The organism is Mucilaginibacter gossypii (assembly GCF_900100945.1).
Classification (GTDB): Bacteria; Bacteroidota; Bacteroidia; order Sphingobacteriales; family Sphingobacteriaceae; genus Mucilaginibacter; species Mucilaginibacter gossypii.
The window spans coordinates 162568-177187 of the sequence record NZ_FNCG01000016.1; the positions used below are offsets into that span (position 1 = coordinate 162568).

12 protein-coding genes and 1 pseudogene are annotated in these 14620 nt (G+C 42.6%); 7 read left to right on the forward strand and 6 right to left on the reverse strand.

The window, feature by feature from the left end:
• Positions 1 to 162: 162 nt before the first annotated feature.
• Both BLS28_RS24135 and BLS28_RS24140 read left to right on the forward strand, forming a co-directional pair.
• Positions 163 to 855, forward strand: a complete 693-nt coding sequence (locus tag BLS28_RS24135; RefSeq protein ID WP_091173583.1) for a ferritin-like domain-containing protein — start codon at positions 163 to 165, stop codon at positions 853 to 855.
• Between the two features lie 12 nt (positions 856 to 867).
• On the forward strand, positions 868 to 1713 hold the full coding sequence (locus BLS28_RS24140) for a ferritin-like domain-containing protein (protein WP_091173587.1): 846 nt from the start codon (positions 868 to 870) through the stop codon (positions 1711 to 1713).
• Positions 1714 to 1787: 74 nt separating this feature from the next.
• Here the strand turns inward: BLS28_RS24140 and BLS28_RS24145 are convergent, their stop codons facing one another.
• Positions 1788 to 2234 (reverse strand): thioredoxin family protein, encoded by a 447-nt coding sequence (locus tag BLS28_RS24145; protein WP_091173590.1) that lies wholly within the window; start codon positions 2232 to 2234, stop codon positions 1788 to 1790.
• 84 nt (positions 2235 to 2318) lie between these two features.
• Positions 2319 to 4130 (reverse strand): DUF6600 domain-containing protein, encoded by a 1812-nt coding sequence (locus BLS28_RS30995; RefSeq protein WP_176844551.1) that lies wholly within the window; start codon positions 4128 to 4130, stop codon positions 2319 to 2321.
• A gap of 204 nt (positions 4131 to 4334) precedes the next feature.
• Between BLS28_RS30995 and BLS28_RS24170 the strand changes: the two genes are divergently transcribed.
• On the forward strand, positions 4335 to 5297 hold the full coding sequence (locus BLS28_RS24170; RefSeq protein WP_091173603.1) for an isopenicillin N synthase family dioxygenase: 963 nt from the start codon (positions 4335 to 4337) through the stop codon (positions 5295 to 5297).
• 104 nt (positions 5298 to 5401) lie between these two features.
• Here the strand turns inward: BLS28_RS24170 and BLS28_RS24175 are convergent, their stop codons facing one another.
• Positions 5402 to 6640 carry an MFS transporter gene (locus BLS28_RS24175; protein ID WP_176844552.1) on the reverse strand — a complete coding sequence of 413 codons (1239 nt, stop codon included), beginning with the start codon at positions 6638 to 6640 and terminating at the stop codon, positions 5402 to 5404.
• 143 nt (positions 6641 to 6783) lie between these two features.
• On the opposite strand from BLS28_RS24175, the gene BLS28_RS24180 reads away from it, so the two are divergent.
• On the forward strand, positions 6784 to 7665 hold the full coding sequence (locus BLS28_RS24180; RefSeq protein ID WP_091173660.1) for a LysR substrate-binding domain-containing protein: 882 nt from the start codon (positions 6784 to 6786) through the stop codon (positions 7663 to 7665).
• Between the two features lie 91 nt (positions 7666 to 7756).
• A complete protein-coding gene (locus BLS28_RS24185) occupies positions 7757 to 9223 on the forward strand; it encodes a TlpA family protein disulfide reductase (protein ID WP_091173606.1) in 1467 nt (488 codons plus the stop codon).
• Between the two features lie 85 nt (positions 9224 to 9308).
• Here BLS28_RS24185 and BLS28_RS24190 read toward each other — a convergent pair whose 3' ends face one another.
• Positions 9309 to 9791 carry a hypothetical protein gene (locus BLS28_RS24190; protein WP_091173610.1) on the reverse strand — a complete coding sequence of 161 codons (483 nt, stop codon included), beginning with the start codon at positions 9789 to 9791 and terminating at the stop codon, positions 9309 to 9311.
• Positions 9788 to 11125, reverse strand: coding sequence for a tRNA lysidine(34) synthetase TilS (gene tilS / locus BLS28_RS24195; protein WP_091173612.1), 1338 nt, complete (start codon positions 11123 to 11125; stop codon positions 9788 to 9790). Before tilS ends, BLS28_RS24190 begins: the two co-directional genes overlap by 4 nt.
• Positions 11126 to 11212: 87 nt before the next feature.
• Between tilS and BLS28_RS24200 the strand changes: the two genes are divergently transcribed.
• A complete protein-coding gene (locus tag BLS28_RS24200; protein ID WP_091173614.1) occupies positions 11213 to 13747 on the forward strand; it encodes an OstA-like protein in 2535 nt (844 codons plus the stop codon).
• 272 nt (positions 13748 to 14019) lie between these two features.
• Complete coding sequence (locus BLS28_RS24205) at positions 14020 to 14265, forward strand: hypothetical protein (protein ID WP_143020856.1); 246 nt, start codon at positions 14020 to 14022, stop codon at positions 14263 to 14265.
• A gap of 135 nt (positions 14266 to 14400) precedes the next feature.
• Here BLS28_RS24205 and BLS28_RS31000 read toward each other — a convergent pair.
• Positions 14401 to 14620 (reverse strand): annotated as a pseudogene (locus BLS28_RS31000) (IS110 family transposase); the annotation flags it as partial.

A 14620-nucleotide genomic window follows, 5' to 3' on the forward strand; every position in this document is an offset into this window, starting at 1 on the left:
TTTGGGGAGGTCTTTTTAGCTGTAATAGAGCCATAGGTTTTACCCGCAGTTAAACACTCCAATTAAGAGTAGCTTAATTATCGCAAATTGAAATCCGGCGGGTTATTACGGGCGTATATCCATCTACAAGATAACTAATTATAGCATTAAAAATCGAACTCTATGAAAACATCTGAACAGGAAAGCATAGGCGGAGCAAATATGGCCAGGAGGTCATTTTTACGCTATGCGGGGTTAGGCGTGGCATCAGCCGGACTCTTAGCTACAGCAGCTTGTCACAAAGACCACAAGGTAATTGTTGGCGGGGGCATTGATATCGGTGCCAAAGGCGATCTTGCGATCCTTAACTACGCTTACGCGCTTGAGCAACTGGAAGCCGCATTTTATATCCAGGTAATTACCACGCCATATTCGGGCATGACCGCCGATGAAAAAGCGCTTTTCACAAGTATCCGTGATCATGAGGTGCTACACCGTGAATTTTTCAAAGCTGCTTTAGGCGGTAATGCAATCCCTGCACTTACTGTCGATTTCAGCACTATCGATTTTACCAAAAAAGCTGCCGTACTTGGTGCTGCCAAAGCATTTGAAGATACCGGTGTTAAAGCTTATGATGGTGCCGGTTACCTGATTCAGGATGCCGGTTATTTAACCATTGCGGGTAAAATTGTATCGGTTGAGGCAAGGCACGCTGCATTGATTAGCAATATGCTTGTTGCAGGGTCATTTGCTGCCGATGACCAGGTAGACAGCAACGGGTTGAATAAATCAGCTACCATTGCCGAGGTATTGCCTATCGCAAACACCTACCTCAAAACTAAAGTGAGTGCATCCAATTATAGTTACACAGCTTAATCCCACATCGCCATGAATTTATTTAATATAATAGACGAGATAGAAAAATTTGATCCCGAACTGAACGACAGGCTTAATCCGCGTCGTGCAGCTATCAAAAATATAACCAGCTTCGGTTCAAAAGTGGCTATGGCCGCTGTGCCGTTTGCCATGGGTACCATGCTCAAAAAGGCGTACGGGGCTGCTGCTGCTCCAACAGTGATTGAGGTTTTAAATTATGCTTTAACACTTGAATATCTTGAGTCGTCATTTTATAATACAGGTGCTGCCTCAGCAGGTTTGATCCCTGCTGCAGGCGCCTCTTATATTAACGCAGTAAAAGAAGACGAAAACCAACACGTGGCCTTCCTGAAATCAGCTATTACAGCTTCGGGCGGTACGCCGGTTACTTCGCCCAAGTTTGACTTTACAGCAGGCGGCGGCACAGGTGAGGGGCCCTTTAAAGGTTTGTTCGGCAATTACAACTTGTTTTTGAAGGTGGCGCTGGCTTTTGAAGATACAGGTGTACGTGCTTATAAAGGCCAGGCGCCTAACTTGCTGGGCAATAAAGATATTTTGACGGCGGCTTTATCAATTCATGCCGTTGAAGCCCGTCACGCATCGGCTATCCGTCAGTTGCTGGGCGTTTCCCCGTGGATCACCAGTACCGCTACTTTAGGCAACGATACCGGTGTGCCGCAGGTTAACGGAAATTACGATGGCGAACAAAACGTTACCCAGGGCGGGGTCAATCTCACCACATTGCCGGGTGTATCAGGCACATCTACTTCAGTAGCTGTTGCTACCGCTGCTTTTGACGAGCCATTATCTATGGACCAGGTGTTGGCTTTATTAGTAGGTACTTTTATCTACACCTAAATAAAGTTGTTAATTGAGTTAAAAAAAAAGACCGGTTGCTTATAGCGCCGGTCTTTTTTATAGTTAAAATTCAATTATTTGTTCAATGCCTGCCTGCCAAATTTAATGAGGTCATTTGCCCTGATATAGCCTACGGTTCCTGATACGGGTTTGCCTTTGCTGGTAAATATAATCATGGTAGGGTAGGCCTGCAGTCCCCATTCAGCAGCCAGGGCAGGGCCTTGTCCTTTTTCCATGTCGATAGCTACATTTACAAAATTATCGTTGTAAAAATCGGCTACTTTGTTGTTTTTAAATGTGGTAGCCTTGAGCATTTTGCAGGGGCCACACCAAGTGGCATAAGCATCAACAAAAATATATTTGTTTTGACGGGCAGCCTGTTTTAGAGCTTCGGTCCAGGAGTTTTCAATAAAGTTGATTTGGGTTGATGACTTGCTTACGTTTTCCTGTGCCCTGACGGTGGAACTGAGTACGATAACAAGTGCGATGATAAAATAATTAATATGCAGGAATTTCTTCATTGTTAATAATAGCGATTATAAATAAAAACAGCACGTATATAATGCTTTATACGTGCTGTTTATTGCAGCGGTTATAAATTTATTTTACCGGTTTGCAGGTCGCCTTTCCTGCTGCTGGCGTTGTTGCTGTTGCTGACGCTGTTGTTGTTGCTGGCGTTGCTGCTCCTGCTGCTGACGTTGAGCCTGCATTTGTTGCTGGCGTTGCTGTTCCTGTTGTTGACGTTGAGCCTGCATTTGTTGCTGGCGCTGTTGTTCCTGTTGCTGACGTTGGGCCTGCATTTGTTGCTGGCGCTGTTGTTCCTGCTGCTGACGTTGGGCCTGCATTTGTTGCTGGCGCTGTTGTTCCTGTTGCTGACGTTGGGCCTGCATTTGTTGCTGGCGCTGTTGTTCCTGCTGCTGACGTTGGGCCTGCATTTGTTGCTGGCGCTGTTGTTCCTGCTGCTGACGTTGGGCCTGCATTTGTTGCTGACGTTGCTGTTCCTGCTGCTGACGTTGAGCCTGCATTTGTTGCTGGCGCTGTTGTTCCTGTTGCTGGCGTTGGGCCTGCATTTGTTGCTGACGTTGTTGTTGCTGCTGCTGTTGACGTTGAGCCTGCTGCTGTTCCTGCTGCTGGCGCTGTTGTAGCTGCTGCTCTCTTTGAGCTTGCTGTTGCTGCTGTCTTTGCTGTACTTGTTGTTGCCTTTGGGCTTGCTGTTCCTGCTGGGACTGCGGACGGTTCTGCTGCTCGCTTTTTACCCGTTGATCTTGCTGCCTTTGCTGTAATTGTTGTTGACGCTGGGCTTGTTGTTGCTGCTGGCGTTGGGTTTGATTATTTTGTCTTTGATCAAGCTGTTGTTGCCTTTGTGCTTGTTGCTGTTGCAGGCGTTGTTGAGCCTGTTGCTGACGCTGAGCTTGATTGTCTCCTGGCCTTGCATTTGGCTGATTTGGGCGAGCTCCATTTTCCGGGTTAGGCCGGGCTGCCGGGCCTGGATGGTTAACCTGTACTATTTTGTTATCAGGTCTTTCGTTACGGGCAATTTGACGCAGACGGGCCGCATTATTGGGGTTGATAGTAGCGTTACCGCCGCGTCTGTTGGCGATGCCATCATTAGGGTTTTGCTGCCTGTAAGCCGCAGCGTTTACCACCCTTGCAGGTCGTGCATCGGGTGCTTTTCTTACTTCCGGACGGTAAATGTTTACTGTATTATTAACTATCCTGCCGCCGCCGTTTGGCCGGTTAACGTTGTTAATGTTGTAAACACGCACGTTACGGTTGTTAGTAACCTGCCTGATCTCATTTACTCTTGGGCCGGTTATATAAGTACGGTTGTTATTAACATAAGTGTTGTTAATAATTGTTGTTTGATGAATAATGTTAACTACTCGTGTTTGCGGCACATAATAATTATAGATATTCGGCCTGGTAATATATGCCTGTGGTGCGCAAACCCAGTAATTGTCGGGCACATTGTAACTATTGCCAAAAGAGATATTGATACTTATACCTGGCTGTAAAGGCGCCCAGCCGTAATAACCGCCGCCGTGCCTCCAGCTTACCCATGCCGGGGCCCATTCATGGCCTGGAATCCATTCCCATCCATAATAATCATCATAGCGCCAACGGCCATAATGAAACGGAGCCCAGCCCCATTCATAATCGGATACCCAGGTATTGCCATAGTCGGTTACTACCCAGTGGCCCCGGGTAGCATATGGCCTGAAATTGTCACCGGCGTCCGGGATCCAAACGTTACCGTATTGCGGGTCGTTAACCCAGGTACCGTATGGATCAAGTTCGTCGTAAAACTCCTGGTCGGATACATAGCCTCCTTCCTGGGCTTTACTCATGTTTGGTGCGGCAAGCATTATTAAAAATGCTATTAAGCTAATACCGCATATTTTATTAATAAATTTCATAATAATGTATGTTTAAGATGGCCTGTCACATTGGTGTTGCTGAATGTATGACAAGCAGAAGTATAAAACGTTTAAAGCAAAAATTGTTTTAAAGAGTTAATGAGAACAGGGTCAGCGTAATTATGGGGATAAAATTTTATCACTATCTTGTATTCCTCGCTTAAAAATTAAATAATTTTGCTACCTGTTTTATAAACGATAACTATGAGCACAGTAAACATTCCACGCCTGGACCTGAATACCTATATAAACGGCAGTGCCGATGAACGCAAGCAATTTTCGAACGATATTGGCAAGGCTTTTAACGAAACAGGATTTGTTACCATTACTAATCACGGTCTTAGTAAAGAATTGATAGATAGGCTTTACAACCAGGTTAAAACGCTGTTTGCCCTGCCCGATGCAGTAAAACAGCAATATGAAATCCCAGGCTTAGCAGGCCAGCGCGGGTACACCGGTAAAGGCAAGGAAACGGCAAAAGGTTTTAAAACCCCCGACCTGAAAGAATTTTGGCAAATTGGCCAAACCGTAACTGATGACGAGGTACTGAAAGCACAGTACCCGGATAATGTAACCGTTAATGAACTGCCCGAATTTAACCCAACCACCATCGAAGTTTACAAAAAACTGGAAGCAGCTGGTAAACATTTACTCCGCGCAATTGCCGTTTACCTCGAATTGCCCGAAAACTATTTTGATGATAAAGTTCATAACGGTAATTCAATACTTCGCACCCTGCATTATTTCCCTATAACCGATCCTGATTCGGTGCCCGATGATGCTGTACGTGCCGGAGCCCACGAAGATATTAACCTGATCACCCTGTTAATAGGAGCCAGCGCCGATGGCCTTGAACTGTTAACCCGCGATAATACCTGGTTCCCGGTTAAAGCTTATGGTGAAGACCTGGTAGTTAACGTTGGCGACATGCTGCAGCGTTTAACCAATAACAAGTTAAAATCAACCACCCATCGCGTAGTAAACCCACCGCGTGAGCTGATGAAGTTCTCCCGTTTTTCCGTGCCGTTTTTCCTGCACCCAAAATCGAACATGGATCTGACCAGTCTTGATTCGTGCATTGATGAACAGCATCCTAAATTATATACTGATATCACTGCCGGTGAGTATCTGGATGAACGCTTGAGGGAGATTGGTTTGAAGATGTAGGTCTCAAAGACAAATAAAATCGTCATTGACGTTCTATAGAGAATAACAAAGCCCTTCCAAAACTTGAAAGGGCTTCTTTATTTAAACAGGTAGATGAAATAGATTTACTTAACGAACACTGCTTTGCCTTCAACGGCTTCACCTGCTGCCTGTCTTCTTTTATATAATACAAACAATGCAGTGGCCAATACCCCAATAATTCCCTCGATACAAACAGCCCTGCGCGGCCCAAGCTCATTGGCTGACCAACCGGCCATCAAACTTCCCACCGGAATCATGCCCTGGTAAGCCATCACATAATAGCTGATAGCCCTTGCCCGCATAGCCGGGATAGCATGGGTTTGGATATAGGTGTTGATGGCCGATGTTTGCGCCATCATACCAACGCCGGTAAATACCATAAATATTAAAGCAAAAGGGAGTTTGCCTGCATAGGCCACCATCAGCACGCTTGTACCAAAAATGAGACTTGCTATCGACATGATCTTTACCAGGTTTTTATTACTCTTCAGGTTAGCCAGATATACCGCACTAATTACCGAGCCTAAACCAGCTGCGCTCTCAAACCAGCTGAAGGTTTTTGCATCGCCGTTAAAAAGATCTTTGGCGAAGATTGGCATTAGTGTATTAAATGGTATCACAAACAGGCTGCTTGCAGTAAGCATCAGGATCATACTGCTCAGGTCGCTGTCGCCGGATACGTATCTGAAACCTTCCTGTAATTCTGTCCAGATGCTTTTTTCCGAACGGACAGGCACTATGGTGTTTAGCTTCATCATAAATAAACAGGTGAGCACAGGGATATAGCTCAAAAAGTTGCCGAAGAAACAAACATCCTCACCAAAAGCACTTAATACGATACCTGCAATTGCCGGGCCTGCAATACGCGCCAGGTTGGTCATGGTTGAGTTTAAAGCGATGGCATTAGGCAAATCAGCCTTGTCATCAACCATATCCACCATTAATGATTGGCGGCAGGTTACATCGAAGGCATTTACAATACCTTGCAACAGGCTGAGGCCAATAATAGCTGGGATATTATAGATTTTAAAGAAGATCATGAAAGCAAAAGCACCGGCTTGAAGCATGGATACTACCTGGGTAATAACTAAAATGCGGTAACGGTTATGCCTGTCAACAATACTACCTGCATAGGGTGCTAGGATTAGCGATGGAATAAGGCTCACAAAACTCACAATTCCTAATAAAAGTGCCGAACCTGTAAGGCGGTAAACAAGCCAGCTCACTGCTGTTTTTTGCATCCATGTGCCAATGAGGGATATTGACTGACCGTAAAAAAACAGCTTAAAATTACGGTACTTTAAAGAGCGAAACACATTCATTTGTTCAATTCATAACAAAAGCAAATTCAGGGGAGTACTTAATGCAAGACTATTGAATTGTTTTATGCTGCAAATATCGCCCATATCAATACATTTGTAAAATAGATTGTTTTAATAGGATTGATAGATAAAAACGATTGATTGTGGAATTACGTCAACTGCAATACTTTGTTAAGGCTGCCGAAACCATGAACTTTACCGAGGCTGCTGCTGCGGTATTCATTACACAAAGCACGCTATCACAACAAATAAAGCAGCTTGAAGAGGAGCTGGGCATGCTTTTGTTCGACAGGATAGGCAAGCACGTACGGATCACTGAGGCTGGTCATATATTTTTAACTCATGCCCGCAAGATCCTTAACGATGTGCAGCGGAGCAAGCAGGCCATAAGTGAATTGCAAAATGCTACCATCGGCGAGCTTAACATCGGCGTTTCATATGCATTTACTTCTTTATTGTTGCCCGCATTGGCTCCGTTCAGTACCAAATACCCCGGCATCAAAATCTTTATTACCTATGGTAGCCCGGAAGAATTGGAAAAAAAACTACGACTGGCCGAGCTGGATATGATCCTCGCTTTCCACAATGAAAGTGATGACGAAGACCTGGAAATGCAGGAATTGTTTAGTTCGAGCGTGGTAATGGTGGTATCTAAAAATAATCCGCTGACCCAACTCAAGAAAGTAAGCCCGGAAGAGCTGGCCAAACTTGATCTCATCCTACCGGGAAAAGGCTTCAGCTCGCGCGATTTTATTAATGATTTGTTTAACCGCAAAAAGATAGTGCCCAATATAAAAATTGAGCTCAATGATGTGCATTCATTGCTGGCTTTGGTTGAGAGCGGCCATTGGGCAACTATCCTGAATGAAAAAGCCATCATCGGCTGGAATAAAGTGGCCGCCATTCCCATCGAATCAAAAGATATCAAACGGCAATCATATATCCTGTGGCAAAAAGGAGTTTACCGTAAACGTGCGGCTATTTTATTTATTGAGGAATTGATGAAGGTGATGGAGAGTGAGTAGTAAAATATTCATGTATTATATATCCTAAGAGGCTGTGAGCGTTATAATAATCTCTTTATATTTGATTTATAACCCGATATAAGCCTTATCTATGAACCTTAAACCAATTTTTTACCAGATATTACTATCTGTAATATGTATTCAGCTCTTTGCCGCGTTTCGGCCTGATCAGCACAAATCAATTCATAGTCAAGCAACGGAAAACGGCTCTAAAGCAACGATTCTATTCCGGCTTAAAGCCCATGAGCAGTTCAGGCTCGAATATATGAACGCATTTTTGGAGGCAAAACAACTTAAATTTATCAATCCCGGGGAAAAGGATACTGTAATTATACGTAATGTAACAACCAATATTCCTGTTGCCTTAACAATGACTTTTTTTGAGTTTGGAAAAGATAAAAGCACGAAAGAAAGAAAGTTTTCAGTACTTGCATCGCCTGGAGATACATTGAATTTATCATTAACAAGCCAGGGATTTCTGAATACAGAAAGATTAAAAAAAAGAATTGTATTATCCAACGATTCTATTTCATATTATACCAACTATACTACTGCGCCCGGCGGCAAAGCAGTATCCTCCAAGAATGAACTTTGGGAATCTTTTTATACAGAATTTAATAGAAAATTTCGAGAAGAAACGGATAGGATCAATGGCCTTTTGGCTAATTTTCAAATAGATTCATCAGCATTTGAGCAACTGACAATCAACTGTAAACTTCATTATTACAAACGGTTGTTTAATTGGCTTTATGAGGGTAATGGCCAATACTTTGAGCCTGCTTTACCTGTACTTTCAAAGTTGAGTGAGGATATCGAGCATGTTTTAAATAGCCCACACCTATTTTTGGCCGAAGATTTATTGAGTGTGATTGACGGCTACGTCAGGCTCAAAATCATTAACAAAGGTGGGGACTATGTTAATGGCATTACCATATATAAAGAAGCATCGGCAGCTAATTTGGGCAGGTTTAAATCCAGCTATCTTCTTATTTGTTTAACTCATTCTCCGGTAAAAAAAGGTAATGGATTTAACGAAATAATGAAGGACTACAGGAGAAAGATGGCTAATACAAGCTATTCGATACATCTCGACAACATTATGAGAAACATGTTGGATGGCAAACAGCTTATAGCAAACGATATGTTAATTGGTTTAAACGGAAAAAAAGTATCATTAAATAATCTGCTTAAATCAAAGAAACAGTTTTACATATTGGATTTTTGGGCAAGTTGGTGCTCGCCGTGCAGGGCCCAGTTGCCGGTGATGGATAGTTTAAGATCTGCGTTGAGAAAAAACGCTGTTGAGGTAATTTCAATTAATCTCGATCAAAAAGAAGTATCCTGGAAAACAGCATCCCTGGCCGAAAAAAAACACCTTGGAATAAACAATTATCACCTTAATGCGGCCACTAAATCAGCTATTGTGCGCCAGTTAAATATATCATCTATTCCGCGATATGTGATTTTGGATAACTTAAAAATAATATCATCAAACTTTTATCAGCCCACAGAGCCCGGTTTTGTTGATGAGTTGAAGGATTTGATACGCACCAGGTAAAAGTTTGTTATTTGACTAAATATCGCGCTGATCTACTCTAATAAAAAATTGATTGTATTATATAACAATGGGAGATGTAATAAATTTACTTCTTCATCTCTTCTTTTATCGCCCTCAAAAATTCATTAGGATGTTTGGAGCCGATAATATAAAGCAGACCGTCACGATCTGTAAGGTGGATGGCTTCATTGCCTGATGTGAAAAAGCGGATGGTGCCTTTGGTATGCAGGTTATAAACCGGATTGTTGAACATGTAGCGGCTGTAGGTGCCTTTTTCGGCTTTAACAATACTGTTCAAATCTATTTTTACCAGTTTGGTTGTCCACAAGCCGTCAAGCATAACGCTTTTGTTTTCAACACGGGTGCGGAAATGCAGCAGGAACCCCAGGATAATGGAAATAATGATGATGGAAAAGCCCACAACAACCAGCAAATCGCCGTTACGCTCACGTTCGTCGGTGAAGAAATAGGCTGCAAAACAAAACATGGCTAAAACCAGGCGTATGGTTAGCGGTATAAATTCCCGGCCAAGGTATTGCTTTTCAGTAAAAACGGATTTATCGCTCATGTTAGTTTAAACAGTTCGAAGATAGTAACTTTTTTAGTGTTATCACTCACTTTATACCTTTCGTCGGGGCGATAGCCGCCAATCCACATAATTTCACCGTTGCCGTTTACCAGGATTGGGATTTCTTCCTTTTGGTACAGCGGCACTTTCTGGTTAATGAAAAAATCGCTCAATTTCTTTTTGCCTTTCATCCCAAGAGGAAAAAAATGATCTCCCTCGTACCATGCACGTATTTTTAACGGGTAAACCAGCTTATCAGCATCAATAGATACTGCCAGCGGATTGTTCTTTATAATCAACGGGCTATCGTCATGTAACAAGTTAAGCTTATAAACGCCAAAATTTGCTTCATGGTCTGTAGCGTTGATAATAACTTCGGCAGGTAGCACAGTAGTTTTTGGCTTAAGGATAATATTATCGCGATCGAGCAATAAAGTGTGTGTTCCTGATTCAAATATCCGGCCCGAGTGTTTATCGAGCGAGGCAATGAGGTCATCAATGGTAGCTTCATTAAAACCGTATTCATTTAGCAATTTAAAAAGAAGCAACCTTTTTGGCTTAAGTTTTTTTACTTCGGCTATGCGCAGGTAAATGATGCCATCATGTATTTGCAACAAGGTTTGCCTTAACTCATCAAGCCTGATCTCAAGCAACAATTCCAGGTCTCGGAAATGGAGCAGGTTGCTTTCAAACGTTTTTTCGAGCGATGGGTTCAATTCTTTAAGCTTTGGCACAACCTCCAGCCTGATCTTATTTCGGGCATATTTTGCCGAAGCATTGGAACTGTCTTCAACAAAAGTTAAACCTTCGGCACTAACCATGGTCTGTATTTCCAAACGGCTGAGGAACATCAGCGGGCGCACCAGTTTACCGTTTTTGGGTAAAATGCCATGCAAACCGGCAATTCCGGTGCCACGTGTAAGGTTTAACAATATTGTTTCGATAGTATCGTTTTGGTGGTGAGCAAGCGCAACAACCTCATAACCTGATTGCTGATTGATGGTTTCAAACCACTGATAACGTAAATCGCGGGCAGCCATTTGTATGGATACCTTGTTGTCTGCAGCGTATTGCTCCGTATCAAAATTAACAGTATGAAATGGTACACCAAGAGTTGTAGCGAGGTTGCGGCAAAAAGTCTGGTCGCGCAGGGCTTCGTCGCCACGCAGCTGGAAATTACAATGGGCGATGCCAAAATCATAACCGGCAGCTTTGAGCAGGTGCACCATTAAAACCGAATCGATGCCGCCGCTTACAGCCGCCAGTATTTTGGCAGCGGGCGTAAATAAGCTGTTTTGCTCAATAAAATTAACAAACTGATTAACTGGCAGCATTCATCAAAATTATTAATTTAATAACCCCAACAAAAAACTAATTTTGCCACTGTGAGGAAATATGTTTTATGCTTTTTGTTTTTGGCGATGGCAACTGCAGCTATGGCTCAAAAAAAATCAATTGTAAACCTGATACAATCTGAACGAAGCACCGGCGGAAAAATCAATGGCAAGCAGATGTTCAAGGTTTATAAAGGCGTGTTTAAGCAGGATTACTCCATCCTACGGTCGGATAGTGCATACTTTTATCCCAACGAAAACGCGTTTGACGCTTTTGGCAACGTAAATATAAACCAGGGCGATACACTGAATATATTTTCGGATAAGCTGAATTATAACGGAAATACAAAAATTGCCATCTTAACAGATAATGTTAAAATGGTCGACCGCGATGCTACGCTAACTACCAACTATCTTACCTACAATACCGCCAGTCGCATAGGTACTTACACAGGTGGCGGAAAGCTGGTGAATAAAGACAATGTGCTTACCAGTAAAAACGGCTATTACTTTGCCTTCACCCGCGACTCCTATTTCAGGTACGATGTGGTACTTACCACACCCGATGCTTTGATAAAAACCGATACCCTTAAGTACAATACAGGTACACGGATAGCCTATTTTTTCGGACCAACCAATATTTACGGCACCAAGGATAAGGATACCTTGTATACCGAAAATGGTTTATATAATACCGTTACGGAACAGGCTTACTTTGGAAAGAAAAACTCATACAGGCAAGGCACCAAATCACTAAAAGGCGACAGCCTTTTTTATGATAAGCTAAAAGGTTATGGCCGCGCGGTAAAAAACATCACCTTTGAAGACAGGGAACAAAAGGTAACTATTAAAGGAGACCTTGGTACTTATTACAGAGCCGAGGAAAAAACCGTTGTTACTGAAAATGCTTACGTTGTATTGATATCCGAGCAAAAGGATACCAGTAAAACCGATACCGCGGTTAAGCAATTACCCGCCGTAAATAATAAGAATGCAAAAGTATCAGCCAAAAACATAACCGATCTTACTAAGATTGCCGGTGCCATAAAGCCCGACAGCAGCCATAAGGCCCCGGCCAATACCATGCCCATTAAGCAGCCATTTGCCATAGGAAAAAAAGACAGTGCCAATGTTGATATGGCAACTAAACTGGTGCAGGGCGCTTTACAAAACAATAAAGATGCCGATGCTTTGATAAAAGCAGCAACGCAATCAAAAAAAGGGAACGAAAAGCTGATTGATTCGGCGCTGAAGGCGGCTGCTCCGGCATTAAAAAATAATAAGGACAAAGTCGGCATAAAAAACATAGGTAGCCTGGCGGGTGTGGCCGATGCTATTAAGCCAGGTGTTGCTAAAGTAACAGGAAAGCTTATACCTGTAAAAGCGGCGGTAGCGCCAAAAGATACCAGCCACATCAAACGCGATTCGATATACATGACTGCAGACACCATTGAAACGCAGATCATGACTTATAAAAACCAGAAAATTTACCAGGAGCGCCAGCGTACTTTGCGTGATACTACACTAAAGCAGCGCAAGGTGGCGGCTGATAAAAAAAACTCAAAGTTTCTTACTGCCTATTATATAAAGGTACCTAAAGATACCAGCTACTTTCACCGCGACTTTTTTGGAAAGCCTAAGCCGGTGAATGATTCATTGCAGCGTAAAAAGGATGCACTTGCCGCTATTAGAAAAGCAAAACAGGATAGCATAGCCCGTGAACAGATGCAGCGTGACCCGGTTTTTAAACAATACCCGGTTAATTTGAAAGATACGGCACGCGTGCGGATGCTTATCGGCCATCATCATGTCAAGATCTTTAAATCTGATCTGCAGGCTAAATCCGATTCGGTATTTTATAGTAACAGCGACTCTACCATGCGCATGTATGTGAACCCTATTATCTGGTCACAGGGTTCGCAGCTAAGCGGCGATACCGTTTACATGCAAATGCGACATAAAAAGCTGGATAACATCGAGTTGTTCCCGTCGGCATTTATTGTGAATATTGAAAAGGATGATTCAACGCATTTTAACCAGGTATCGGGTAAAAAAATGCGGGGATATTTTAAAGATGATAAGCTTGATCAGATGTATACGTTTGGCAATGCCGAAACCATATATTTTCAGCGCGACAGCGGTAAGGTGTCGGGTATGCAACGATCGTTGAGCAGCAGGATCCGTACCGTTTTTAAAAAGAACCAGGCTACAGATATCTACTTTTTAACCAAACCCGAAAACAGGTACATCCCTATTGAAAAGGTTAAAGAAGATGATAAGATCCTGAAAGGCTTTTTGTGGAAACCTAAAGAGCGGCCGGCATCCAAAGAAGACATCATTAAAAAGCGCAGTAAAAAGGCAGCGACCACCAAATCGCCGGCAAAAAATGCTCCTGCTAAACCCGGAACTGCTAAGCCGGGTGCCAATCTCAAAACTGATAGCCTGAAGGGGCCTGGACTAAAAAACATGCAGGATAGTACCCTAAAAGTTGATACTGGGAAGAATAATGCGATAAAATTTAAAAAGGATACGATAATCAGAAATTTTGCACCAAAACTACCCGGAAATGGGCAGAAAAAGGACAGTATTGTTAACAAAACGCCATCTGTTAAGAAAAACTGACCCTAAATGAAAAAAAAGTTATATTTTTTATCAAAAAAATTAGTCTACTAATTCTATAGTGCTTATATTTGACTAATTGTTATTATCGATCTAACCAATTAGTTCTTTATGATAAATAATGAGGTCAGTCAACTTAAATTTAAAAAAGAGACAGCCGGCGGGCTATCTCTTTTTTTTCTGCCTCTTTTTAAAGCATGTTTAAACAGCTGTTTTATTTATCGATAAAGTAAACATCATCTATAGTGGCGTGTTATTTCAATAAACAAACCGCTATGATCGATCAAAAAGATACCACCCCGGCCGCAAAAGATGGAAAGTACGAATTCCTGATCAACTACTCAGAACGTGAGCTTACCTGCCGTGTTGAGAAAGAACAAAATAAGCTGCATGTTTTTATTGATAATAATATCAACGCCGAGCTGGAGTTACAGCCCGACGGCAGCCTTACCCAGGCCAGCGGCAATTCCCTGCCCGAATCAACCATTGAGTTTATCAAGAAACATATCATGGAGCAATAGGAAATCGCGTTCGGATTTGGAGTTAATATATTTTGCCTTTTGTCATCCTGAGGAACGAAGGATCTTCTTCGCCCTGCAAAGTGGCTTTTTATGCTGCAGAAGATTCCTCGCTATCGCTACCCATGACATAATAATTTAAGCAGGTACAAGTTCCCTATTTAATTCAAAGGCGAGTTTTTCTAATCGCCTTTGTTTCTGTTCCTTAATGATATTTTCATAGGCTTGCAGCCCTTTTTCCACAAAGTCGGCTCCTTTTACAATTAAACGCCAGTATTGAGCGGCCAGTTTTCTGGCCGTTGCTTTAATAGCTATTGCCGGACCTTTTCTGCCTCTTAATCTTCTTGCAAATGAACCC

Excerpts from the sequence above, each read along its gene's own strand:
- BLS28_RS24135 (WP_091173583.1), top strand. The coding sequence starts at position 163 with ATGAAAACATCTGAACAGGAAAGCATAGGCGGAGCAAATATGGCCAGG.
- BLS28_RS24140 (WP_091173587.1), top strand. The coding sequence starts at position 868 with ATGAATTTATTTAATATAATAGACGAGATAGAAAAATTTGATCCCGAA.
- BLS28_RS24145 (WP_091173590.1), bottom strand. The coding sequence starts at position 2,234 with ATGAAGAAATTCCTGCATATTAATTATTTTATCATCGCACTTGTTATC.
- BLS28_RS30995 (WP_176844551.1), bottom strand. The coding sequence starts at position 4,130 with ATGAAATTTATTAATAAAATATGCGGTATTAGCTTAATAGCATTTTTA.
- BLS28_RS24170 (WP_091173603.1), top strand. The coding sequence starts at position 4,335 with ATGAGCACAGTAAACATTCCACGCCTGGACCTGAATACCTATATAAAC.
- BLS28_RS24175 (WP_176844552.1), bottom strand. The coding sequence starts at position 6,640 with ATGAATGTGTTTCGCTCTTTAAAGTACCGTAATTTTAAGCTGTTTTTT.
- BLS28_RS24185 (WP_091173606.1), top strand. The coding sequence starts at position 7,757 with ATGAACCTTAAACCAATTTTTTACCAGATATTACTATCTGTAATATGT.
- BLS28_RS24190 (WP_091173610.1), bottom strand. The coding sequence starts at position 9,791 with ATGAGCGATAAATCCGTTTTTACTGAAAAGCAATACCTTGGCCGGGAA.
- tilS (WP_091173612.1), bottom strand. The coding sequence starts at position 11,125 with ATGCTGCCAGTTAATCAGTTTGTTAATTTTATTGAGCAAAACAGCTTA.
- BLS28_RS24200 (WP_091173614.1), top strand. The coding sequence starts at position 11,213 with ATGGCAACTGCAGCTATGGCTCAAAAAAAATCAATTGTAAACCTGATA.
- BLS28_RS24205 (WP_143020856.1), top strand. The coding sequence starts at position 14,020 with ATGATCGATCAAAAAGATACCACCCCGGCCGCAAAAGATGGAAAGTAC.